The organism is Micromonospora sp. WMMD967 (assembly GCF_029626165.1).
GTDB lineage: Bacteria > Actinomycetota > Actinomycetes > Mycobacteriales > Micromonosporaceae > Micromonospora > Micromonospora taraxaci.
Genome location: NZ_JARUBK010000001.1, coordinates 742,335 through 765,488, shown reverse-complemented (window position 1 = coordinate 765,488; position 23,154 = coordinate 742,335). Strand labels below are relative to the sequence as shown.

Sequence of the window (23,154 nt, the reverse complement as noted above, 5' to 3'; positions counted from 1 at the left end):
GTTCGCGACTGCGGGGCTCGCAAGATCGGCTTACTCCTCGCGCTCACGGTGCCTCCTTCGTTCGCGACTGCGGGGCTCGCAAGATCGGCTCACTCCTCGCGCTCACAGCCCTATGCCCTTCGCGATGATCTCGTTCATGATCTCGGTGGTGCCGCCGCCGATGCCGAGGATCCGCGCGTCGCGGTAGTGGCGCTCCACCTCCGCGTCGCGCAGGTAGCCGAAGCCGCCGTGCAGTTGCAGCGCCTGGTCGACGACGTGGTCGCAGGCGGCCACCGCCACGTTCTTCGCCATCGCCACCTCGGTCACCACCGGCTCGCCGGCCGCGACCCGGCTGGCCACCTCGTGCACGTACGACCGGGCCGCCTCGGCCCGCGTGTGCATCTCCGCCAGCCGGTGCCGGATCAACTGCCGGCTGGCCAGCGGACGCCCGAAGGTCTCCCGGTCCCGGCACCAGCGCACTGCCAGCTCGACGCAGCGCTGCGCTGTCGCGTACGCCTGGGTGGCCAGCGACAGCCGCTCCGCGGCGAAGTTCTGCATGATCGCCAGGAAGCCGGTGTCCTCCGCGCCGATCCGATTCGTCAACGGCACCCGCACGTCGACGAAGGACAGCTCGGCGGTGTCCGAGCAGTGCCAGCCCAGCTTCTCCAACCGGCGGCCCACAGTGAACCCGGGCAGCCCCTTGTCGATGACCAACAGGGTCAGCTCGCCGCTACCCGGGAAGTCGGTGCAGACGGCGGTGGTCACGAAGTCGGCCCGGTGCCCGCTGGTGATGTACGTCTTCGACCCGTTCACCACGTAGTGGTCGCCGTCCCGGCGGGCCGTGGTGCGGATGCCGGCCACGTCGGAACCGCCGTCCGGCTCGGTGATCGCCAACGCGCCGATCATCGTGCCGGCCAGGGTGGGTCGGACGTACCGCTCGATCAGGCCGTCCTCGCCCGGGGACGCGGTGCCGCCGAGCCGGCCGCCCAGCGAACCCCCGGTGTGGGCGCCGGCCGCCGCGACCATGTGCGGCAACGCGATGCCATGCGTGAACAGGGCCGCCACCAGCCCGGACGAGCCACCCGAGCGGATCAGCTCCTCGGTCACGATGATCGAGTCGAGGAGGTCACCGCCGCTGCCGCCGACCGACTCGGGGAAGCCGATGCCGAGCAGACCGATCTTCGCGGCGGTGGCGTGCAGCGCCCGGGGCACCTCACCGGCCCGCTCCCAGTCGTCCAGGTGCGGCAGCACCTCGCGGGTCACGAAGGCCCGGGTCAGCTCCCGCAGTTGTCGCCGCTCCGGCGTGTCCACGATGCTCATCGGGTCACCCCGGTCGCTGCGGGCCCGGTTGTGTCGGTCGGCCCGGTCGGCACGGCGGCCGGCAGGTCGACGATCCGGGCCCGCAGCAGCTCACCGAGCGCCTTGGCCTGGGGATCGAACCGGGTGGACGCGGCCACCCCCTGCCCGAGCAGGCCCTCGACGACGAAGTTGACCGCACGCAGGTTCGGCAGCTCGTAGCGCTTCACCGACAGTGGCGCGGTCTCCGGCAGCAGCTCCGCCAGCCGCGCCACCGTCAACCAGCCGCGCAGCCACCCGTACGCGGCGTCGTTGCGCGCCCAGACGCCCAGGTTGGCATCCCCACCCTTGTCCCCGGAGCGCGCGCCGACCAGTTCGCCGAGCGCGCCACGGCGGGTCGGGCCGTCGGCCCTCGCATCCCCGCCCGCTGTCGTCTCGTCCTCCGTCGTGGGTGCTGTACGGAGCGGCGGGGCGATCGACACCCGCTCACCGCCGGGCAGCACGGCGACGTGAGCCACCGCGTCCTGCGGCACCTCGTCGGCGGTGAAGACACCGTACGGTGTCGCGTCGCCGGGCAGCGTGGTGAGCGTGCAGCCCGGGTACGAGGCCAGCGCCAGCTCCACCGCGGCGGCCGAGAACGCCCGTCCGGCCCGTGCCTTGTCGCCGTGCCGCAGGTGTACGTGCAGCAGCGCGCTGGCCGCCTCGGTGTCGGCGGCGTCCGGGTGGTCGGTCCGGGCCAGCGTGAACTCCAACCCGTCCGTGCCGACCGCCTCCTCGACCTGCCGGCGCACCAGCGCCGCCTTCGCCTCGACGTCGAGTCCGCAGAGGACGAACGTCATCGAGTTGCGGAAGCCACCGAGGTTGTTGACGCCCACCTTCAGCGTGGCCGGCGGCGGGGTGCCCCGGACGCCGGAGACCCGGACCCGGTCAGGTCCGTCCGGGCTCAGCGCCACCGTGTCCAGTCGGGTGACGACGTCCGGTCCCAGGTACGCCGGCCCCCCGATCTCGTAGAGCAGTTGTGCGGTGACGGTCTCCACGGTGACCGCGCCACCGGTGCCCTGATGCTTGGTGAGCACCGTCGAGCCGTCGGCGTACACCTCGGCGATCGGGAAACCTGGCCGGTGCCCCCCATCGGGCAGTTCGGTGAAGAAGCTGAAGTTCCCGCCGGTGACCTGCGCGCCGCATTCGATGAGGTGGCCCGCGACCGTAGCCCCGGCCAGCTGGTCGAGGTCGTCGCGACTCCACCCGTACCGGGCGATGGCCGGGCCGACCACCAGCGACGCGTCGGTGACCCGGCCGGTGACCACCACGTCCGCTCCGCCGTCGAGGCATGCGGCGATCCCGAACGCGCCCAGATAGGCGTTGGCGCTCAATGCGTCCGGTCGTTGGATCGTGTCGCCCTCGACGTACCCCACCTTCGCGGCCAGGCCCAGCCGGGTCGCGAGGGCGTCGATGGCGGCGGCCAGGCCGGATGGGTTCAACCCGCCGGCGTTGGTGACGATCCGCACCCCACGGTCCAGGGCGGTGCCGAGGCAGGTCTCCAGTTGACGCAGGAACGTCTTCGCGTAGCCCAGGTCGGGGTCGCGCAGCCGGTCCCGGGCGAGGATCAGCATGGTCAACTCGGCCAGGTAGTCACCGGTCAGCACGTCCAGCTCACCGCCGTCGAGCATCTCCCGCCAGGCGGTGAACCGGTCCCCGTAGAAGCCGGAGGCGTTGCCGATGCGGATCACGCTCGTACCCCGTCTCCGCCGGCCGGCTCACGGCCGACGCCTGGCGGCCCGGCGAACGCCTGCGCCACGTCGAGCCATTCGTGGGCGACCGGGCCGGTGGCGACCAGGGCGAGGTCGGCGCGGTGGCGGCGCTGGGTGACCAGCAGGCAGAAGTCCCGAGCCGGACCGCTCACCCGGTCGGCGGCGTCCGCCGGCCCCCAACTCCACGTGTCGTCGCCGGGCCCGACCAGCTCGACCCGGACCGGCGTCGTCGGTGCCGCCCGGCCGTGGGCGGCGAAACCATGCCCGAGGGTACGCACACCGAGGTGCGCGACGTGCCGCAGCCGCTCGCTGTCGGGGCGGACCACGCCGAGGGTTTCCGCCACGTCCTCTCCGTGTGCCCAGGTCTCCATGATCCGGGCGGTGGCCATCGAGGTGGCCGACATCCGGGTGCCGTACCAGGGCAGCTTCTCGCCGGCCGGGACGGCACCTAGTGCGTCGGCCATCGCGGACCGGCCGGTCCGCCAGCGGTGGAGCAGTTCCTGCGGCGGGGCGAGGAACTCCTCGGCGCCCGCGTCGACCATCCGGGTCGGGTCCGGTGCGCTGATCACCGTCGCGTAGAACGCCTCGGCATCGGTGGCGGCCAGCAGCGCCACGTGGTCGGTCCAGGCGAGGTGCGCGATCTGGTGCCCGATGCTCCAGCCGGGCGCCGGGGTGGGCCGGGCCCAGTCGGCTGCCGGTAGCGGGGCCACCAGCGCGTCCAGCTGAGCGGACTCGGCGGCCAGATCCGCGAGCAGGTCGGTCAGGTCGACCATGGTGCCTCCGGTCGGTGGTGGCCGGTGCGGCCGGCGGTCAGGGCGTGAGCAGGGTGGCGAGCTGGCGCTTCCAGGTGGCCAACAGGGCGGTACGACGGGCGGAGTCGTCGTTGAGCAGGTTGGCCACCCCGAGCCCGCGGAGCAGGTCGAGGGTGGCCTGCACCGCTTCGCGGACGCCAGGTCGACGCTCGTCGACGCCGAGCAGGGCAACAGTGAGTCGATGCATCTCCCGGCCGACCGTCGCCTCGAGCGGCACCAGGGCGTCCCGGAGTTCCCGGTCGGTGCGGGCGGCGACCCAGAGTTCGAGAGCTGCCACGAACAGCGGCCCGGTGAACGCCACGCCGAGCAGGTCGATCACCCGGTCGAGGCGCTGCGGCCCGGCCGGCAACGCCTCGGCCTCGGTGCGCAACTCGGCGGCCCGCCGCTCGGCGAGGTGGGCCACGGCGGCCGTCACCAGCGCCGCCTTCGTCGGGTAGTGGTGCAGCTGGGCCCCCCGCGAGACACCGGCCCGGGCGGCGACGACAGTGGTCGTGGTGCCGGACCAGCCGTGCTCGATCAGGCAGTCGACGGTCGCCTCCAGCAGGCGGGCCTGGGTGGCGCGGCTGCGTTCCTGTTGGGGGACTCGCGTCGGTGTGGGAGGCACGCGAACAGCCTGGTGCCAACGAAACAAACAGTCAAGACTGACTTTTTCTGAGATCCCGCGCCTCCCTGGTGGGGTCTACCTGGTGATGACCGCTCCTGTCGAGCTGCCCCACTTGCGGGGCAAAGTCGGCGCCGCGCACCGGCCGACGCACCTGGCCAGAGTTCTGCTGGTCGCGCCGCCCATCGGCCGCTCCTGCAGTTCGGCCGCCAAGCGGGACGCCGGTCCGCTGTCGGTCGGGACGCCGGTCCGCTCAAGCGGGACGCCGGTCCGCGCTCAAGCGGGACGCCGGTCCGCGCTCAAGCGGGACGCCGGTCCGCGGTCAAGCGGGACGCCGGTCCGCTGTCGGTCGGGACGGACCGCCCCAGTTGTGGGGCAGCTCTACAGGGACGTGAGCATGGAAGCCGCTCCCGAGCCCTGGCCATGCTTGCTGACCTGGCGGGCCCACCCTGTCAGCGGCCGTCCCGAGGGCCGAAGACGGCCAGTGCGTCGGCGTCGCTGTGCTGCGAGCGCAGGTACTCGTCGGCCCAGGCCGCCGCGTCGGGGAAGGTCGACTCAGCGGCCACCCGGGCGCACGCCGCATCCACGTCGAAGGCGGTGCGGCGCAGCTGGACGCCCGGCCCGAGCAGTGCCCACCACGCGCCCGCGCCCCCGTACGGCATGCCGATGCTGCCGGGGTTGACCACCAGGCGTCGGTCCACCAGTCGGGTGAAGGGCATGTGCGTGTGGCCGCAGACCACAGTCGTGACCTCGGCCGGGAGGTCGGCGAACACTTCAGCCCAGCGCGGCATCCGGGAGTCGACGAGCACCACCTCCTCGTCGTCCCTAGGGGTGGCGTGACAGAACAGCGTCGGCCCGAGGCCGTCGATGTCGTACGTCGCGGTGGCCGGCAGGGCCGCGAGACGGGCCACCTGGTCGTCGCGGAGCTGCCCGGCGGCCCAGTTCGACACCTCGATCGACGCGGCCTTCCCGGCTCGTGCCTCGACCAGCTCACGTTCGCAGTTGCCGCCCACCCAGCAGACGCGGTCACCCAGGCCGGCGAGCACGTCCAGCACCTCGACCGGCTGCGGGCCGGCAGCGATGTCGCCGGTCAGCACGATCAGGTCGGCGGCGGCGACGTCCGGTTCGGCCAGCACGGCCTCCAACGCGGGAAGGACGCCATGGATGTCGGAGAGCACGGCAACTCTGTTCACCATGGCCCCACCCTCACCGCTCCGGCCGCGCCGAACCAGTCTTTCTGCGCCCGGCAGACGAAACGTCCCCGCCCGCCGTCGACGACGGGAGGCGGGGACCTGACGTACAGCTCAGACGCGGGCGCGGCGGGCCAGGCGCTCCGGGTCCAGGATGATGATGCTCTTGCCGTCCAGCCGAAGCCATCCGCGCGAGGCGAAGTCGGCCAGCGCCTTGTTGACCGTCTCCCGGGAGGCGCCGACGAGCTGGGCGATCTCCTCCTGGGTGAGGTCGTGGGTCACCCGCAGGACGCCGCCGTCGCGGGTGCCGAACCGCCCAGCCATCTGGAGCAGGTTCTTGGCGACCCGGCCCGGCACGTCCGTGAAGATCAGGTCGGCGAGCGAGTCGTTCGTCCGACGCAGCCTGCGGGCGAGCACCCGGAGCAACTGCTCGGCGATCTCCGGGCGGTTGTTCAACCACGGTCGCAGCGCCTGCTTGCGCAGTCGCACCAACCGCGTGTCGGTCACCGCGGTAGCGGTCGCCGTACGCGGACCAGGGTCGAAGAGCGACAGCTCACCCACCATGTCCGACGGCCCCATCACCGCGATCAGGTTCTGCCGGCCGTCCGCTGCGCGGCGACCAACCTTGATCTTCCCGGACAGCAGGATATAGAGGCTGTCGCCGGGCTCGCCCTCATTGAAGACGATCTCGCCCTTGCGGACCTCGATCGTCTCCATCTCCTTGGCAAGCGCCTCGGCAGCTTCCGGGTCGACACCCTGGAAGATCCCGCTGCGGGCCAGTACCTCGTCCATCGCGCACCTCCGGTTACGCGGGCCGTCCGTCGGCCGGGGTCGCCGTCCGCTGATCCCCTCGCGCGCCGCCAAGTCTAGGCGCACATGAGCATGAATCAGAGGTCGCCCCTGGAATCTTGATCGGTGGGCGTAACCTGCCCGACGTGCTGAGCGAGCCGACTCTGACCAGCCGTGCCGAGGACGGGCGGGACATTCCACTGCTCTACTGGCGCGCGACCGCGCCCCTGCGGACCGTCAGCAGCGGCCCGCTGGGCGGTGGCATCGGGGTCCGGCGGTGGGTGCTGAACGCGACCGTGCCCATGTCGTACGACAGTGGTGACCCCGCCGCGCACCTGGCGGCGCTCGCCGGCGACCTGGCCCTCGACGGGCCCGGGGTCGGCCTGCTGACCGGGGTGCACGTCGGCGAGGTGGTGGCCCGGACCGACACCGGGGTGCGGGTCTGGGCGACGGTCGGGCTCGGCACACCGGTGCTCGCGGCCGCGCCGACGCCGGCCGGGCTCGTCCAGCGGGTCGGCACTGTCAACATCGTGGTGTACGTGCCGGCCCGGCTCGCCGACTCGGCCCTCGTCAACGCGGTGGCCACGGCGACCGAGGCGAAGACCCAGGCGATCAGCGAGCTGGGGCTGGCCGGGACCGGCACCCCGACCGACGCGGTGACCGTGCTGTGCCCGGTGGACGGGCCGGAGGCCGCGTATGGGGGACCGCGCTCCAGTTGGGGTGCCCCGCTGGCTCGTGCGGTGCACGCGGCGGTGCTCGCCGGGGGCTCCCAGCCGGTCGTGCCCTGGTCAGAGCAGCTCAACGACTGAAGGTTCGACCGATCGGCTGTCGTCGGCGCGTTTACGGCCCGGTAGGGTCGCGGGCGATGTATGCTCCCGCCCCCCTCGCCTCCCGCCCGCGTCGCCGTGTCGCCCTGGGCGTCGCCGCGATGCTGGCCGCCCTGCTCGTCGCCGGCTGCTCCGATGCGGGTGGTACGGCTCCCGTCTGGCAGCCCGGTGCCGGCGGTGGTGGCACTGGCGCGCCGGTGACCACTGCCGACCCGGACGCCACCGGGCCCGCAGCCTCCGGTGGCGGCGGCGCGGTCTCGCTCTCCGCCACCGGCGACATCATCATGGGCAACGCGCCGAGCCGGCTGCCCGCCGGCGGCGGGAAGGGCTTCTTCACCTCGGTCACCGAGGCGCTGAAGGCCGACCTGGTGATGGGCAACCTGGAAGAGCCGTTGACGGTGGACACCGGCACCGGCAAGTGCGGGGCCAACTCCACCCGCTGCTTCCAGTTCCGCGCTCCGCCCGAGTACGCGGCACACCTGCGCGACGCCGGATTCGACGTGCTCAACCAGGCCAACAACCACGGGTACGACTACGGGCCGAAGGGCTACGAGAACACCCAGAAGGCGTTGGAGAAGTACGACCTGAAGCACACCGGTGCTCCGGACCAGATCACGGTGGTCGACGTCAAGGGCGTGAAGGTGGCGATCGCCGGCTTCTCGTCGTACGTCTGGTCGAACAGTCTCGTCGACATCGCGAAGGCGAAGACGGTGGTCGCCAAGGCCGCCACCATGGCCGACCTGGTCGTGGTGCAGGTGCACATGGGCGGTGAGGGAGCGGAGAAGACCCGGGTGAAGCCGGGCACCGAGATGTTCCTGGGCGAAAACCGGGGCGACCCGGTCAAGTTCTCGCACGCCATGATCGACGCCGGTGCCGACCTGATCGTCGGACACGGGCCGCACGTGCTGCGCGGAATGGAGTTCTACAAGGGGCGCCTGATCGCGTACAGCCTGGGCAACTTCGCCGGCGGCGGCAACTCCCTGAACAACGACGGGCGCCTCGGCTGGGGCGGCGTGCTGAAGGTGTCGCTGAAGCCGGACGGCAGCTGGGCCGGCGGCTCGTTCACCTCGACGTACATGAACGACGCCGGCAAGCCGACGATGGACCCGAACAAGCGGGGCCTCGGTCTGGTCACCGAGTTGAGCAGGAGCGACTTCCCGAAGGCCGGTGCCCGGCTCGACGGGCAGGGCAAGATCTCGCCCCCGACCGCTGGTTGACCCGTCGGGAACGTCCGGGGTGCGACGTAGGCTGACCGTCGTGACCAGTAGTCCTCCCGCCGCCAGCGAGACCGACCTCGGGCGCACCCGCCGCGCCCGCAAGATCGGCCGGGTGCTGACCGAGACGCACCCCGACGCCCATTGTGAGCTGGACCACTCCAACGCCCTGGAGTTGGCCGTCGCCACCATCCTCTCCGCGCAGTGCACGGACAAGAAGGTCAACGAGGTCACCCCCAAGCTCTTCGCCCGCTACCCGAGCGCCGCGGCTTACGCCGGGGCCGACCGGGGCGAGATGGAGGAGCTGATCCGGCCGACCGGCTTCTACCGCAACAAGACCGACTCGCTGCTCAAGCTCGGGCAGGCCCTCGTCGAGCGGTACGACGGGCAGGTCCCCGGCCGTCTCGTCGACCTGGTGACACTGCCCGGCATCGGCCGCAAGACCGCCAACGTGATCCTCGGCAACGCCTTCGACGTCCCGGGCATCACCGTCGACACGCACTTCCAACGGCTGGTCCACAGGTGGCGGCTGACCACCGAGACCGACCCGGTGAAGATCGAACACGCGGTCGGCGCGCTCTACCCCAAGCGCGACTGGACCATGCTGTCGCACCGGATCATCTTCCACGGGCGCCGGGTCTGCCACGCCCGAAAGCCGGCCTGCGGGGCGTGCACGCTCGCGAAGCTCTGCCCCTCGTACGGCACCGGGCCGACCGAGCCGGCAGCCGCCGCGAAGCTGCTCAAGGGCCCCCGGGCACGTGACCTCGCGGTGGCCGCCGGAGTCGACCCGGACCTGGTGCCCGCCCAGGCGGTCGCCGCGGAGGTGCCGTGAACCGCCGCCTCGCCCTGCTCGTCCTGCCGCTGCTCCTGACCGTAGCCGGCTGCACCGCGGACAAGGCCGGCGACGAGCCGGCTCCCCGACCGGCCGCCGCCGAGCGGCCGTCGCCGTTCCGGGACTGCGCCACGCTGGGCACGGCCCCCGCGGCATCCGGCTCCGACACGTCGACCCCTGGCTCCGGCACGGCGGCACCCGGCACGGCGGCACCCGGTACGTCCGGCTCCGGCACGTCCGGCTCCGGCACGGCGGCACCCGCCGCCGGGGCGCGGGCGCTGCCCGAGCTGACGTTGTCCTGCTTCACCGGCGGGGCGCCGGTCGCGCTCCGGTCCGTCGCCGGGCCGGCGGTGATCAACGTTTGGGCGTCCTGGTGCCCGCCGTGCCGCAAGGAGTTGCCCGCCTTCCAACGACTGAGCGAGCGGGCCGCCGGTCAGCTCCAGGTGGTCGGGGTCAACAGCCGGGACAGCCGCAGTGGCGCCCAGTCCATCGGTGAGGACTTCGGCGTCCGGTTTCCGGTCCTTGTCGACCAGGGTGAGGCGCTGCAACGCGAGCTGCAACGCAACGCCATCCCCCTGACCCTCTTCGTCGACGCCGACGGTCGGATCCGGCACATCGACGCCACTGGCGCGCTCGACGACGCCCAACTCGCCAAGCTGGTCAGCCAGCACCTCGGCCTGACGGTGCCCGCGTGACCCGTCGACCACCGGAATGGATCGACCCGCTGCTGACCCGGCTGGGCACCGCCCGCGCCGAGGACTTCACCCGGCTGACCACCCCGGCCGAAGGTGGCCGGGAGAGCGCTGTGCTGGTGCTGCTCGGTGAGCAGCCCGACACCGGGCCCGACGTGCTGGTCCTGCAACGGGCCGCCACCCTGCGTACCCACGCCGGTCAGCCGGCCTTCCCGGGAGGCGCGGCCGACCCCGAGGACGCCGACGTACGCGCCACCGCGCTGCGCGAGGCGAACGAGGAGGTCGGCCTCGACCCGGCCAGCGTGACGGTGCTCGCCGAGCTGCCGAAACTGTGGATCCCGGTCAGCGACTTCGTGGTCACGCCGGTGCTGGCCTGGTGGCACGACCCGCACCCGGTGTACCCGTGCGAGCCGGCCGAGGTGGCCCACGTCGCCCGCCTGCCGGTCAGCGAGCTGGTCGACCCGGCCAACCGGATGCGGGTCCGCCACCCGAGCGGCTGGATCGGGCCGGCGTTCTCGGCACGCGGGATGCTCGTCTGGGGCTTCACCGCCGGGGTGCTGGCCACCCTGTTGGAGATGGGCGGCTGGGCGAGACCGTGGCCGCGGGACCGGGTGGTCGACCTACCGCCCAGCGGGGCGACCCCGGCGCCGTCGGCGGGCACCGACGAGGCTGACGAGACAGCCGTACGCTGACCGCACGGTCACCTTCGGCAAGCGATGGTCATCTGGCGGGCGCACTGCCCGTACGCTTGACCCGTGTCCGTCGTGGATCTCGTCCTGCTGCTGCTCATGCTCGTGTTCGCGATCAGCGGATACCGCCAGGGTTTCGTCATCGGCATCACCTCGCTGTCCGGCTTCTTCCTCGGTCTGCTGCTGGGTCTCCAACTCGGGCCGCTGTTCGCCAGACAGTTCGTGGACGCCGGCACCCGTGTGCTGATCTCGCTCGTGGCGATCTTCGGGCTGGCCGTGGTCGGGCAGGCGCTCGCCGGCTGGCTCGGCTCGCACCTGCGTAAGACGATCACCAGCGACGTGGGCAAACGGGTCGACGACGTGGGTGGCGCGCTGGTGTCGCTGCTCGCGGTGCTGCTGCTCGCCTGGCTGGTGGCGGTGCCGCTCGGCTCGTCCTCGGTGCCCTGGCTCGCCGCGTCGGTGCGGAACAGCGCGTTGATCTCGGTGGTCAACCAGGTAGTGCCGGAACAGGCACACAGGTTGTCCACAGCGCTGGAGGACACCGTCGACACCGACGGGTTCCCGGACGTCTTCGGTGATCTCGCGCCCACCCGGGCCCGGCAGGTCGACCCGCCCGACCCGGCGCTGGCCGGCTCGCAGGTGGTGGTCAACGGTCAGCGGTCGGTCGTGAAGGTGCTCGGTTCCGCGCCCGGCTGCTCGCGTCGTATCGAGGGCTCCGGCTTCGTGTACGCCGACGACCGGGTGATGACGAACGCGCACGTCGTGGCCGGCACCCGCTCGGTCGCCGTGGAGTTGGGCGGTGAGCGGTACGACGGCAAGGTGGTGGTCTACGACCCGGACCGGGACCTGGCGGTGCTGCTGGTGCCCGGTCTGCCCGGCCCGTCCATGCGGTTCGCCGCCGGCAACGCCGGAAGTGGCTCGGACGCGATCGTGTTGGGCTTCCCGCTGGACGGCCCCTACAACGCGCAGTCGGCGCGGATCCGCGACGTCGACAAGATCAAGGGGCCGGACATCTACTCCTCCGGTGACGTCACTCGGGAGATCTACACCATCCGGGCGCTGGTCCGCAGTGGCAACTCCGGTGGTCCGCTGCTGTCCGCCAACGGCCTCGTGCTCGGCGTGATCTTCGCGGCTGCGGCCGACGACCCGAACACCGGATTCGCGGTGACCGCTGCCGAGGCTCGCCCGGTGGCGTTGGCCGGTGCCGAACGTAACCGGCAGGTGGCGACCGGCGAGTGCACCTGAGCGCCGCGCGGATCAACTCCCGGCCGGCACCACCGGTCGACGCCCGGACGGCAGCGTCGCCCGACCCCACCGCAGCCCTCGGTCCAGCACCGCCCGAGCCATGATCGCTACGCAGGTGCCGCCGTTGAGGAAGGACGCCACCACGTCGCTGGGATGGTGCATCCCCCGGTACATCCGGGTCAGCGCAACCCCCAGCGGCACCATCAGCAGCAGCGTCCACCAGGCGACCTTCGCCCCGGTGCTACGCGTCCGCAGGGCCATCAACACGGCGATGCCGACGTAGAGCGCCACCGCCGCCGAGGTGTGCCCGGACGGGAAGCTCGACGTGGGCGGTGAGACGTCCATGTGCTCCACCGCCGGCCGCTGTCGGTCGATCGCCAGCGTGGTCAGCAGGAACACGAGGGCCTGGGCCGTCACCGCCGCACACAGGAACAGCGGCTCCCGCCAGCGCTTCAGCCAGAGCCGCAGCGCCAACGCCACCAGCACGGTGACCACGACGATCATCTGGGTGCTGGCCAGCGTGCTGAACACCAGTGAGACGTCGTTCCAGCCGCCGGTACGGTCGGCGGCCAGCTCCCGGTTCACCGCGTCCTCGACGGTGAACGGCCAGGTCCGGGCGAACACCCGGGTGACCAGCACCCCGAGCAGCACCATCAGACCGAACAGGAGGGACACCGGCAGCAGCACCCGCCGGGCGATCAGGACCACGGTGTCGGACATGGGTCGGCCAGTACCCGCCCGAGGTCGTCGGCACGCCTCAGGCCGCTCCGGGCTGCCGTTCGACCTCGGGGGCGACGCCGTCGCGGGTGGGCCGGACCGGCCGGAGACCCTTGTGCGCCCGCCAACTGGTGAACGCGGCGGTGGTCGCCGCCACCACCGCCACGCCGAGCAGCCAGCCGCCCAGCACGTCGCTCGTGAAGTGCACACCGAGCGCCACCCTGCTCAGCCCGGTGACCACGGTGAGCAGCACCGCCGCGACCCAGAGCGCGACCCGCGTCGCCCCGCGCCCGGCGTACGGCAGGAGCACCAGCAGCAGCACCCCGGCGGCCAGTGTCGCGTTCAGCGCGTGCCCCGAGGGGAAGGAGTAGCCGGCGGCCCGTGCCACCGGGTCCAGCAACTCCGGCCGGTCGCGGCCGACGAGCAGTTTGAGCAGCGGACCGACCAGGCCACCGACGACCATTGTGGTGGCCGCCCAGAGAGCCAGCCGGCGGGCCCCCCGACGCAGCAACCAGACCACCAGGAGCAGGGCGACGGCACGCAGCGGCATCGGCGCGAACACCTCGGTCCAGATCCGCATCAGCGTGACCCACCCCCTGTGGTCCTGCGCGTAGCCGTGCAGGGCGTCGGTGACCGTGGTGTCCAGCCGGTGCAGCGGAGCCCACGCGCCGAGCACCAGCAGCGTGAGCAGGGCGAAGGGCACCAGCACCAGGAACGCCGCCGCCGAGGCGAGGGTCAGCCGCAGCCCCAGTGAATGGTCCGGGTCGAGTCGGCGGTGCCGCCAGGACGACTGCTCGGCGGAGGCGATGGTGGGCGGCTGCTGCGTACTCATTCGTCGGTTTTACCCGACCGGATGGCCGGTCAGACCTCCCGGTCGTACGCGGTCAGCGGGCTCGGTGCCGGAACCGGCGGATCATCAGCGCGGCGCTGCCGAGCAGGGCGACGACGAGTACGAGACCGATCCACAGCTGCTCCGGAGCGGACGGGTCCTGGCCTCCGGCAGCCCGGGCCGTCCACCGGGTCTGCTGGTGGGGTGCGGTGAGCCCGAGCGGGTCGCTGCCGGCGCCGGCCACGGGTTCGTCGTCGGCAGAGCCGGGCGCCGGGCCGAAACCAGTCACACCCGGCGACGTCTGGTCGTCGAGCGGGTTGACGGTCACCGGCGGCACGTCGGCGGTCAGCGCGGCCACCGGATCGACCACCCCGTACCCGAAGCGGTCGTCCCGCCCGGTCGGACCGATGTCCCGGGCGGTGGCCAGCAACCGGTTGACCACCTCACCGGCGGGCATCTGCGGAAAGCGGGACCGGACCAGCGCGGCGGTAGCCGTCACGAGTGGCGCGGCGAAGCTCGTGCCCTGCACCCGCCAGTACCCGTCGGGGGACTTCGCGCCGACCAGCCCGCTGGCGGGGGCGGTGAGCACCGTCGCCCGCCCGGTGATCGACCCGGACCACAGGTTGTCGCTGCCGCGTTCGAGGCCGGCGACCGCGACCACACCCGGCTCACGGGCCGGGTACCAGACCTTGGTGCTGGTGGACGTCGCCAGGTTGCCGGTGCAGGCGATCACGACCACGTCCCGGACGAACGCGTAGTCCAGAGCCGCGGCCAGGGCCGGGCTGTCGCCGCTGCCACCCAGGGACAGGTTGATCACGCGGGCGCCGTTGTCGACGGCCCAGCGAACCCCTTGGGCGACGATCAACGCGTCGTCGTAGCGGTTCTGCTCGTCGAGCACCCGGACCGGCAGGATCCGGGCGTCCGGTGCGAGGCCGACGACGCCCCGTTTGTCGTCCTTGCGCCCGGCGATCAGACCGGCGACCGTGGTGCCGTGCCCCACCGGATCCGGGCCTGCCCCGCCCCCGGGGCCGACCAGATCCTTGCCCGGCAGCACCTGGCCGACCAGGTCGGGATGGTTGCCGTCCACTCCGGAGTCAACCACCGCGACGGTCACGCCTCGACCGGTCGAGCTGCGCCAGGCCGTTTCGGCGCGCAACTCGTCGAGCTGCCACTGTTCGTCGCGAACCTGGTCGGTACGGGCGACCGCGTCACCAGGGGCGAGGGCCATCGACGCGCCGGCGAGCTGTCCGCCGTTGGTGGGCGTGGCGACGGGCACGGCCGCCGCGGTCGGGCCCACGACAGCGAGCGCCGCGGCGACACCGAGCAGCGCCCGGCTGGCCGCTCGGCGGGCCGATGACGGACCGCTGTGCCGAACCCCAGTCACATCCCCAGCCATTCATCCCGACGGAACCATGACGATCGGAGATTACCGGTTTCCTCACCTGTAACGGGAAGAACCGGCGAGTCAGGTCACGGTGGCGGAAGTTGTGCCAGCTGGACGAGGCGTACGCCCTCCCGCCGGGTGACCAGTCGACCACGCCCCGGCGGCAGCGGGCCGGGGCGTACCGGCCCGACGAGCGCGCCCTCGTCCGGGCTGCCCGCCATCACCAGACCGGCGGTGGACAACTCCCGCAGTCGCTGCACGATCGGCTCGTACTGGGCGCGGCCGGCGCCACCCGACCGGCGGGCCAGCACCAGGTGCAGCCCGACGTCGCGGGCGTGCGGCAGGTGCTCCTCCAACGCCCGCAGAGGGTTCGCGGGCCCGGCCGCCACCAGGTCGTAGTCATCCACCAGCACGAACAGCTCCGGGCCGGACCACCAGGAGCGGTCCCGCAGTTGCTGCGGGGTGACCTCCGGCCCGGGGGCCCGCCGCTCCAGGTAACCGGCAGCCGACTCGATCAGGTCGGCGGTGTGTGCCGCGGCGGTGCCGTACCCGATCAGGTGCGGCGTCTCGATCGCGCCGAGCAGGCTGCGCCGGTAGTCGACAAGGATCACCCGGGCCTGCTCGGGCGTGAACCGCGTGATGATCGACGTGGCCAGGGCCCGCAGGAACGACGACTTGCCGCACTCCGAGTCCCCGAAGACCACAAAATGCGGCTCGGTGGCGAAGTCGAGCAACACCGGGCGCAGGTCCGCCTCCGCGATCCCGATCGGCAACCGCAGGCCCGTCGTCGCGGCGAGGTCCAGATCGGCGTACGGCAGCACTGGCGGGAGCAGCCGCACCCGGGGCGCCGGAGGACCCGCCCACCCGTCGGCGGCCCGCTTCACCAGATCCGCGGTGTCCCCGGCGGCGGCACCGAGCTGCGGTACCGCGGTCAGGAAGTGCAGGCCCTCCGCCGTCACCCCCCGGCCGGCGCGCTCCGGCACGTTCGCGGCCGCACGCCTCGCCACCAGCGAGTCGGACGGGTCGCCGAGGCGTAACTCCAGCCGTGAGCCGAACAGGTCCCGGATCGCCGGACGGAAGTCCAACCAGCGCAGCGCGGTGGCGACCACGTGCACCCCGTACGACAGGCCCCGGGTGGCCAGGTCGGTGACCAGCGGCTCCAGGTCGTCGTACTCGCCTCGAACGGTGCTCCAACCGTCGACCAGCAGGAACACGTCACCGAACGGATCGATGCCCGGGTGGTTGGTCGTCCCCGCCGCGGCTCGGCGCTGCCGGTACACGGCCATCGACTCCACACCCAACTCCGCGAATCGGCGCTCCCGATCCGCCAGCAGGGTGGTCATCTCGCCGACGGTGCGCCGTACGGCGGTCGGGTCGGCCCGACCGGCGACCCCGCCCACGTGCGGAAGGTCGCGTAGCGCGGCCAACCCGCCACCGCCGAAGTCCAGGCAGTAGACCTGCACCTCGGCCGGCGTGTGGGTGAGCGCCAACGCGCAGATCAGCGTGCGCAGCGCCGTCGACTTGCCGCTCTGCGGCGCGCCGACCACCGCCACGTGCCCGGCCGCGCCGTCCAGTGCCAGCCACAGCAGGTCCCGACGCTGCTCCAACGGCTTGTCCACCACTGCCAGGGGCACGCCGAGCGCGCCGTGCAGCTCCGGGTTGCCCACGGTCAGGCCGCGTACCGGGTCCACCTCCACCGGGCCGAGCAGCTCGTCCAGTGTCGGCGGTTGACCGAGCGGGGGGAGCCACACCTGGTGCGCCGGCGGGCCCTGCCCGACGAGCCGGTCCACCAGGAGGTCGAGCAGGGTCTCCCGGCCCTCTTCCTCGGCTGCGACGGGCGCGACCGGGGCCGCCGGCTCGGGTACGGGTACGGCGTGCGTGGTGAAGGTGATCAGCCGGGCGCCACCCTCGGCGGTGGCGCCGGCCGTGACCGTCCGCCGACGGACGGCACCGGAGACGTACGCGGCCTTGAACCGGGCCAACGGGTCGGTGCCGGCGCGCAGATAACCGTGACCCGGCGAGCGGGGCAACTCGTGGGCGTCCGGCACCCCGAGCACGGTGCGGGACTCCAGCGCGGAGAAGGTCCGCAGCCCGATCCGGTACGAAAGATGGGTGTCCAGCCCGCGAAGCCGTCCCTCCTCGAGGCGCTGACTGGCGAGCAGCAGGTGCACACCGAGTGAGCGGCCCAGCCGGCCGATCTGCACGAACAGGTCGATGAAGTCGGGCTTGGCGGAGAGCAGTTCGGAGAACTCGTCGCAGATCAGCAGCAGCGACGGCAGCGGGGCCAGCGGGCTGCCGGCTGCCCGGGCCCGCTCGTAGTCGCGCACGCTGGCGAAGTTGCCGGCGCGGCGGAGCAGCTCCTGCCGGCGGACCAGCTCGCCGTTGATCGCGTCGACCATCCGGTCGACAAGGGGCAGCGCATCGGCCAGGTTGGTGATCACGGCCGCCGTGTGCGGCAACCTGTCGAACGAGGCGAAGGTGGCGCCGCCCTTGAAGTCGACCAGCACGAAGTTGAGCTGCTCGGAGCTGTGCGTGGCGGCCAGCCCCAGCACCAGCGTGCGGAGCAGTTCCGACTTACCGGAGCCGGTCGCCCCGATGAGAAGGCCGTGGGGGCCCATTCCGTCCTGGGCGGACTCCTTGAGGTCCAGTTCGATGGCACCGCCGTCGGTGCCCACCCCGATCGGCACCCGCAGCCGCTCGCGTGCCGAGCGCGGCAGCCAGCCCTGCTCGGCCGTGTAGCTCTCCGGGTCGCCGAGGCCGAGCAGCTCGGGTAGGCCCAGGTCGGCCTGGAGCGGGGAGTCGGGCCCTCGGGCCGCGCCCGCGAGCCGGAGTGGGGCCAACCGTCGGGCGACCGCCTCGGCGTCGGCGAGGTCGAGCTGGTCGGCGGTGCCGACGTCGGCATGCCCGTCGGTGGACCGCGAGTGCAGTCGTCGGCCGTGCAACTCCAGCAGCAGCGCGTACCGGTCGAGCAGCCGAGGCGGGGGAGTGTCCAGGTCCAGCACGGTGACCGCGTCGATGCCGCCGTCACCGGTCAGATCACTGGCGCCGGTCAACTCGCCACCGTCGAGGACGACCACCACGTGCGGGCCGTCGGTGGCCGGGCCGGCCGGGCTGAACCGGGAGCGGCTGGCCAGCACGTCCGTCAGCAGCCCTTCGAGCTCGGCGGCGGAGCTGGTCACCAGTCGCAGCGGGCCGAGCGCGTCGGTGCGGCTGGGGTGGTGTGCGTGCGGAAGCCACTTCACCCACTCCCAGCAGGCGCGGCGTTCCGGTCCGGCGCAGACCGCGACGAGCAGCTCGTCGGGAGCGTGGAAGACCGCCAGCTGGGTCAGCACGGCCCGGACCAACGCCTGCGCCACCGGGTCGCCGGTGGGTGGGCCGCCGGTCGCGGGGGCGCCACCCGCGGCGCGGCCGGCGGATCGGATGTGCACCCGGGCGAAACTGCGCAGCGACAGGGCCACCGGCAGGTCCGGCACCACCGAGTACGCGTCCAGGAAGCGGCGCAGCGCGCCGGCGGTCATCGGTTCCAGCTCCTCCAGTGGCCGGGTCACCGGTGCGACGAGTGGCGTGGCCAGGGTCTGCGGTCCGACGGCGACGCGGACCACGGCGAAATCCGGGTCGCCCGGTCGCCGCTCCCAGACGCGGTGGCTGTCGACCGTCGACCAGAGCCGGCCCGGGTCGGGGTGCCGGTAGAAGAGCCCCGCGCGCTGCTGGCCGGCGGTCCGGCGAACCCGCCGCCGCAGCGTCGCCAGGTGTCGCAGGTACTCCCGCCGGGCGGCCATCATCTCGGACTTCTTCGGGGTGCCGGAGGCGCTGCCCCAGGAGGTCACCAACATCGCCAGCGAGGAGAGCCCGAACATCCCGCCCACCACGTACGAGTAGGCGCCGCCGCCCCGACCGAACATCATCGCCATCGCGACAGTGCCGCCGAGCATCGGCAGCAGCATGAGCATCTGCTGCCATCGCCCGCCGGTCACCACCGGAATCTCCGGCGGCGCCTCCACCGGCAGTTCGCCGGCGGGGATTTCCGGCGCTGGTCGGCGCGGAGGACGCTTGATGACGACGGTGGACACTCGGCCTCCTGACAGCGCTGGGTAACCCGAGCCGGACTCATGGTAGGTAAAGTCCTGTCGTCCGCGCAGCCTCCGATCCCCGTCGATATGGAGACCAGTCGATGACTACCGGGCTGGCCCGCGTCACCATCAGCGCGCCGCAACGACGGCTGGACGTCGCCCTGCCGGAGCAGGTGCCGCTGGCCGAACTGCTGCCCGACGTGCTCCGACATGCCGGCGTCGGGCTGGCCGACGACGGCGAGCAGCACGGCGGTTGGGTCCTGCGGCGCACCGACGGCGGGGTGCTCGCGACAGCCCAGGCGCTGTTGCCGCAGGGGGTTCGCGACGGCGAGGTGCTGCACCTGGTGCCGGCCCGCGCGCACTGGCCCGAGCTGGAGTACGACGACGTGGTCGAGGCGATCGCCGACGGTGCACGCCGCCGAGGTGGTGCCTGGTCGCCCATCGCCACCCGCGTCGCCAGCCTGGCCGGTGCCGCCGTCCCGCTCACCGTCGGGTTGCTGGCCCTCTTCGTCAGCGGCCCGACACACCGGACCGGCTGGTTGGCGGCCGCCGCGGTGGCGCTGGTGCTCACCGTGGCCGGCGCGGTGGCCTCCCGCGCCAACGGCGACGGAACGACCGGGGCGACGTTGGGCGGCTACGCGTTGCCGTACGCGTTCACGTCCGGCGCTCTCGCGGTCGGGTCCGGCGATCCGGTCGCGCCGTTCGGCCCGGCCCGCTGGGTGGGCGCCCCCGAACTGCTGGCCGGCTCGGTGGCACTGCTGCTGGTGGCGCTGATCGGCCTGCTGGGGGTGGCCAGTCGGCTACGGGTCTTCGTCGCCGGTGTCACGGTCGGCCTGACCGGTGCCGGTGCCGCGCTCGGTGGGCTGCTGCTGACCCCGGCCGGCACGGCGGCGGTGCTGCTCAGCGCGCTGGTCTTCGCCGTCGGCGTGATCCCGCTGCTGGCCATCCGGCTGGGCAAGCTGCCCCTGCCGCCCATCACCCTGCCGACCTCGGCCGCCGTGGACGAGCCCCAGCGGGCCCGCGATCTCCCGGACCGCAGCCGGGTGCATGCCGCGGTGATCCGTACCGAGGAGATGCTCACCGGCATGTTGATCGGGCACGCCGTGCTGGCGGTGGCCGCAGCGGTCGTACTCGGGGTCGTCGGTGGAACGGCCGGCCGGGTTCTCGTGGCGGTCACCTCGGCCGTGTTGCTGCTGCGCTCGCGACTGTTCGTGGCGCTGCGACACCGGGTTCCGACGGTGCTGGCCGGGCTGGCCGGCTACGCGGCGCTCGGCATCGTACTGGTCGGCCGGTTCGACGAGCCGGCGCGGCTCGCGCTGGTCCTGGGTGCGGCGGTGCTGGCCCTGGTGACCATCGCCGCCGGCACCGGGTACGCCCGCCGGCCGGTCACCCCGTACGTCGGACGCGCTGCCGACCTCACCGACACGGCGCTGGTGGTCGCCGTGGTGCCGATCGCCTGCGCGGTGCTCGACCTGTATGACAGGGCCCGGGGGCTGCTCGGTTGAGCGGCCACCGGGCCCGGTGCGTCATCGTGTGTCAGTGAAGGGTCTCGCCACGCGCCTCGGCGTCCCTGGCCCGCTGGTAGGAGGCATGGATCTCGGCCTCGGCCTCGGTGCGGCCGACCCAGGTCGCGCCCTCCACCGACTTGCCGGGCTCCAGGTCCTTGTAGACCTCGAAGAAGTGCTGGATCTCCAGCCGGTCGAACTCGCCGAGGTGGTGGATGTCGCGCAGGTGCTCCTGGCGGGGGTCCTCGTAGGGCACGCAGAGGACCTTGTCGTCCCCGCCCTTCTCGTCGGTCATCCGGAACATGCCGATCGTGCGGCAGCGGATCAGGCAGCCCGGGAAGGTCGGCTCGGGGACCAGCACCAGGGCGTCCAGCGGATCGCCGTCCTCGCCCAGCGTGCCCTCGATGAACCCGTAGTCAGCCGGGTACTGAGTCGAGGTGAAGAGGGTGCGGTCCAGCCGGATCCGGCCGGTCTTGTGGTCCACCTCGTACTTGTTCCGGTGACCCTTGGGGATCTCAACCGTAACGTCGAAATCCATGTGCACGCTCCCTCGTCTGCCCACGCTGGCTAACGGAACCACTGGCGCCCTCCGGACAGGTGAATGCCCACCCGCCGACTCCGGCCGCCGCATAGTCTTCGGACCGAAGTAGTGTCACCCAAGCCGATTTTCGCTGGGGGAGGAGGGGGTCGTGGGGAGGGAAGATTCACACTACCGCCCGGACGGGGGCTCCGGGCACGGTACCGGACGATCCGGTTCGGGCGGTGCGACGGGTCGCGTCCCGGTGCCCGAGGCTCACCTTCCACGGACTCCGGAGCCGGCGAACCAGGCGCCGGAGGTCTCGCCCGAGAGGCCTCCGCCGCTGCCCTGGCGCCCGCCGGGCGGGTCGCCCCCTCCCGGCCCGAACAACGGTCGCTTTCCGGCGCTCGACGGTGACCGACCGGCGAGCGGTAGGCCGCAGGGAAACGCCTCGGTGCCGGTCGGCCCGGCGTCGGGCGGTTCGCCGAGGGGCAGTGCCTCGGTCCCGGCCGGTCCCGTTCCGGGCGGTTCGTCGAGGGGCAGCGCGTCGGTGCCGGCCGGTCCCGTTTCGGGCGGTTCGCCACGCGGCAGTGCCTCGGTCCCGGTCAGCCCCGCGCCGGTCAGCCCGGTGCCCGGCCGCGCCCCGAACGCTCCGGGCGGCCCGCCGCTGGGTCCGCCGATCTCCGCGTTGCCCGCGTCCGCCGATGCCGCGCCGGCCCCTGCACCCGTCCCGCGGGGCCGCCGTCGGCGGCTGCCGGTGGTCCTGGCCGTCGTGCTGTTGCTGGTGCTCGCCGGCGTCGGAGTCGTCGTCACCCGACCCGGCCCGGTCGCCGGCTGGCTGGGCGACGACGCCGGGTCCGGCCCGAAGGCCGCCGCTGAGACCCCGGATCCCGATCCGTCCGACGTGCTGGCCGGCCCGGACCCGAACGCGCCGCTGCCCACCGCCGACGGAGTTCGTGCCGTGCTCGACCCGCTGGTCGGCGTCGCCGCACTCGGCAGCCGGGTGAACGTCTCGGTGGCCGACGTGATCTCCGGCCAGACACTGTTCGCCAAGGGCGCGGACGACGGCACGGTCCCCGCCTCGGTGACCAAGCTCGCGACCGGGGTGACCGCGCTGGCCGCCCGTGGACCCGGTTACCGGATACCCACCCGCGCGGTGGCCGGTGCGAAGGCCGGCGAAGTGGTGATCATCGGGGGCGGCGATCCCACCCTGGCGATCGACAAGAAGGGCTACTACCCGGGGGCGGCACGCCTGGACGACCTGGCCGCCCAGGTGCGCACCGCGCTCGGCGGGGCCTCCCCGACCAGCGTGACCGTCGACGGCTCGGTCTACTCCGGCCCGGTCTACGGCCCAGGCTGGGACGACGACATCCCCACCGGCGGGTCCGGCGGCGCGGTGACCGCGTTGATGACCGACGGGGCGCGCCGAGACCCGAGCGTCGACCACGGGGCGGCCGCGCGGTTCGCCGAACCGGACCTGGCCGCCGGCAAGGCGTTCGCCCGGCTGCTCGGCGTGCCGACCGACACCGTGAAGCGCGGCACGGCGCCGGCTCCGGCCCAGGCCGCAGCCGGTGGCACCCCGGCACCCGGTGCCGAGTTGGGCGTGGTGCAGTCCCCGCCGATGATCCGGATGGTCGACATCATGATCAGCGAGAGCGACAACCTGGTGGCCGAGGCGTTGGCCCGCCAGGTCGCGTTGGCCCGTAACCAGCCGGCCTCGTTCGACGGTGGCGCCGCCGCGATGGACGCGCAGGTGGCCGAGCTGGGTCTGCCGGCCGACGAGATCACGCTCTCCGACGGCAGCGGGTTGTCCCGCCGCAACCGGATCAGCCCGTCGCTGCTGACCGACCTGATCCGGCTGGCGGCGAGCCCGGACCATCCGGAGTTGGCCGGCGTGTTCGGCGGTCTGCCGGTGGGCGGCTGGTCCGGGACCCTGGACGAGCGCTACCGGAACACCCCCGGCACCGCCGCCGGTGCGGGCAGCGTCCGGGCCAAGACCGGCACGCTGACCGCCGTGCACTCCATCGCGGGCCTGGTCACCACCGCCGACGGTCGGCTGCTCACCTTCGCCGTGCTCACCGACCAGGTGCCGGGCGGGAAGGAGACCGCCCAACCGGCGCTGGACCGGATCACCGCCGCGTTGGCCGGCTGCGGCTGCGGCTGACGTCGCCGAGCCGGGGTCGTCCGGCCCCCGCCGGAGCGGCCATCGGCGTCG

19 protein-coding genes are annotated in these 23,154 nt (G+C 72.9%); 8 read left to right on the top strand and 11 right to left on the bottom strand.

Features of this window, described 5'->3' with window-relative positions; genetic code table 11:
• Positions 1-102: 102 nt before the first annotated feature.
• From O7631_RS03660 to O7631_RS03635, 6 genes are all read right to left on the bottom strand, one after another.
• Positions 103-1,299: an acyl-CoA dehydrogenase family protein gene (locus tag O7631_RS03660; protein ID WP_278143011.1), complete on the bottom strand. Its 1,197-nt coding sequence runs from the start codon at positions 1,297-1,299 to the stop codon at positions 103-105.
• Entirely contained in the window at positions 1,296-3,005 is a 1,710-nt protein-coding gene (locus tag O7631_RS03655) for an acyclic terpene utilization AtuA family protein (RefSeq protein ID WP_278143010.1), read from the bottom strand. Before O7631_RS03655 ends, O7631_RS03660 begins: the two co-directional genes overlap by 4 nt.
• Entirely contained in the window at positions 3,002-3,799 is a 798-nt protein-coding gene (locus O7631_RS03650) for a TIGR03084 family metal-binding protein (protein ID WP_278143009.1), read from the bottom strand. The genes O7631_RS03655 and O7631_RS03650 overlap by 4 nt, the downstream gene beginning before the upstream one ends.
• Positions 3,800-3,836: 37 nt before the next feature.
• The gene (locus tag O7631_RS03645; protein WP_278143008.1) at positions 3,837-4,442 is read right to left on the bottom strand and encodes a TetR/AcrR family transcriptional regulator; all 606 of its coding nucleotides are present in this window, start codon (positions 4,440-4,442) and stop codon (positions 3,837-3,839) included.
• Between the two features lie 449 nt (positions 4,443-4,891).
• Positions 4,892-5,635, bottom strand: a complete 744-nt coding sequence (locus O7631_RS03640; protein ID WP_278143007.1) for a metallophosphoesterase family protein — start codon at positions 5,633-5,635, stop codon at positions 4,892-4,894.
• Positions 5,636-5,743: 108 nt separating this feature from the next.
• The gene (locus tag O7631_RS03635; RefSeq protein ID WP_007466162.1) at positions 5,744-6,421 is read right to left on the bottom strand and encodes a Crp/Fnr family transcriptional regulator; all 678 of its coding nucleotides are present in this window, start codon (positions 6,419-6,421) and stop codon (positions 5,744-5,746) included.
• A gap of 143 nt (positions 6,422-6,564) precedes the next feature.
• Here O7631_RS03635 and O7631_RS03630 point away from each other — a divergent pair, with 143 nt between their 5' ends.
• From O7631_RS03630 to O7631_RS03605, 6 genes are all read left to right on the top strand, one after another.
• A complete protein-coding gene (locus O7631_RS03630; RefSeq protein ID WP_278143006.1) occupies positions 6,565-7,227 on the top strand; it encodes an adenosylcobinamide amidohydrolase in 663 nt (220 codons plus the stop codon).
• Between the two features lie 56 nt (positions 7,228-7,283).
• Positions 7,284-8,462, top strand: a complete 1,179-nt coding sequence (locus tag O7631_RS03625; protein ID WP_278143005.1) for a CapA family protein — start codon at positions 7,284-7,286, stop codon at positions 8,460-8,462.
• A gap of 40 nt (positions 8,463-8,502) precedes the next feature.
• Complete coding sequence (gene nth, locus O7631_RS03620; protein ID WP_332367467.1) at positions 8,503-9,291, top strand: endonuclease III; 789 nt, start codon at positions 8,503-8,505, stop codon at positions 9,289-9,291.
• Positions 9,288-9,986, top strand: coding sequence for a TlpA disulfide reductase family protein (locus tag O7631_RS03615; protein ID WP_278143004.1), 699 nt, complete (start codon positions 9,288-9,290; stop codon positions 9,984-9,986). Before nth ends, O7631_RS03615 begins: the two co-directional genes overlap by 4 nt.
• Positions 9,983-10,675, top strand: a complete 693-nt coding sequence (locus O7631_RS03610; RefSeq protein ID WP_278143003.1) for a CoA pyrophosphatase — start codon at positions 9,983-9,985, stop codon at positions 10,673-10,675. The genes O7631_RS03615 and O7631_RS03610 overlap by 4 nt, the downstream gene beginning before the upstream one ends.
• 63 nt (positions 10,676-10,738) lie before the next feature.
• Complete coding sequence (locus O7631_RS03605) at positions 10,739-11,917, top strand: MarP family serine protease (RefSeq protein ID WP_269682016.1); 1,179 nt, start codon at positions 10,739-10,741, stop codon at positions 11,915-11,917.
• Positions 11,918-11,929: 12 nt separating this feature from the next.
• Here O7631_RS03605 and O7631_RS03600 read toward each other — a convergent pair whose 3' ends face one another.
• The 4 genes from O7631_RS03600 to eccCa all read right to left on the bottom strand — a co-directional run bounded on the left by O7631_RS03600 (position 11,930) and on the right by eccCa (position 18,917).
• On the bottom strand, positions 11,930-12,637 hold the full coding sequence (locus O7631_RS03600) for a phosphatase PAP2 family protein (protein ID WP_278143002.1): 708 nt from the start codon (positions 12,635-12,637) through the stop codon (positions 11,930-11,932).
• Positions 12,638-12,674: 37 nt separating this feature from the next.
• Positions 12,675-13,466: a phosphatase PAP2 family protein gene (locus tag O7631_RS03595; RefSeq protein ID WP_278143001.1), complete on the bottom strand. Its 792-nt coding sequence runs from the start codon at positions 13,464-13,466 to the stop codon at positions 12,675-12,677.
• Positions 13,467-13,518: 52 nt separating this feature from the next.
• On the bottom strand, positions 13,519-14,859 hold the full coding sequence (mycP, locus tag O7631_RS03590) for a type VII secretion-associated serine protease mycosin (protein WP_278143000.1): 1,341 nt from the start codon (positions 14,857-14,859) through the stop codon (positions 13,519-13,521).
• Between the two features lie 74 nt (positions 14,860-14,933).
• The gene (eccCa, locus tag O7631_RS03585) at positions 14,934-18,917 is read right to left on the bottom strand and encodes a type VII secretion protein EccCa (protein ID WP_278142999.1); all 3,984 of its coding nucleotides are present in this window, start codon (positions 18,915-18,917) and stop codon (positions 14,934-14,936) included.
• 101 nt (positions 18,918-19,018) lie between these two features.
• On the opposite strand from eccCa, the gene eccD reads away from it, so the two are divergent.
• The gene (eccD, locus tag O7631_RS03580) at positions 19,019-20,422 is read left to right on the top strand and encodes a type VII secretion integral membrane protein EccD (RefSeq protein ID WP_278142998.1); all 1,404 of its coding nucleotides are present in this window, start codon (positions 19,019-19,021) and stop codon (positions 20,420-20,422) included.
• Positions 20,423-20,453: 31 nt separating this feature from the next.
• Here eccD and O7631_RS03575 read toward each other — a convergent pair whose 3' ends face one another.
• Complete coding sequence (locus tag O7631_RS03575; protein WP_269682022.1) at positions 20,454-20,960, bottom strand: inorganic diphosphatase; 507 nt, start codon at positions 20,958-20,960, stop codon at positions 20,454-20,456.
• A gap of 658 nt (positions 20,961-21,618) precedes the next feature.
• On the opposite strand from O7631_RS03575, the gene dacB reads away from it, so the two are divergent.
• The gene (gene dacB, locus O7631_RS03570) at positions 21,619-23,103 is read left to right on the top strand and encodes a D-alanyl-D-alanine carboxypeptidase/D-alanyl-D-alanine-endopeptidase (protein WP_278147830.1); all 1,485 of its coding nucleotides are present in this window, start codon (positions 21,619-21,621) and stop codon (positions 23,101-23,103) included.
• The last annotated feature ends 51 nt before the right edge of the window (positions 23,104-23,154 follow it).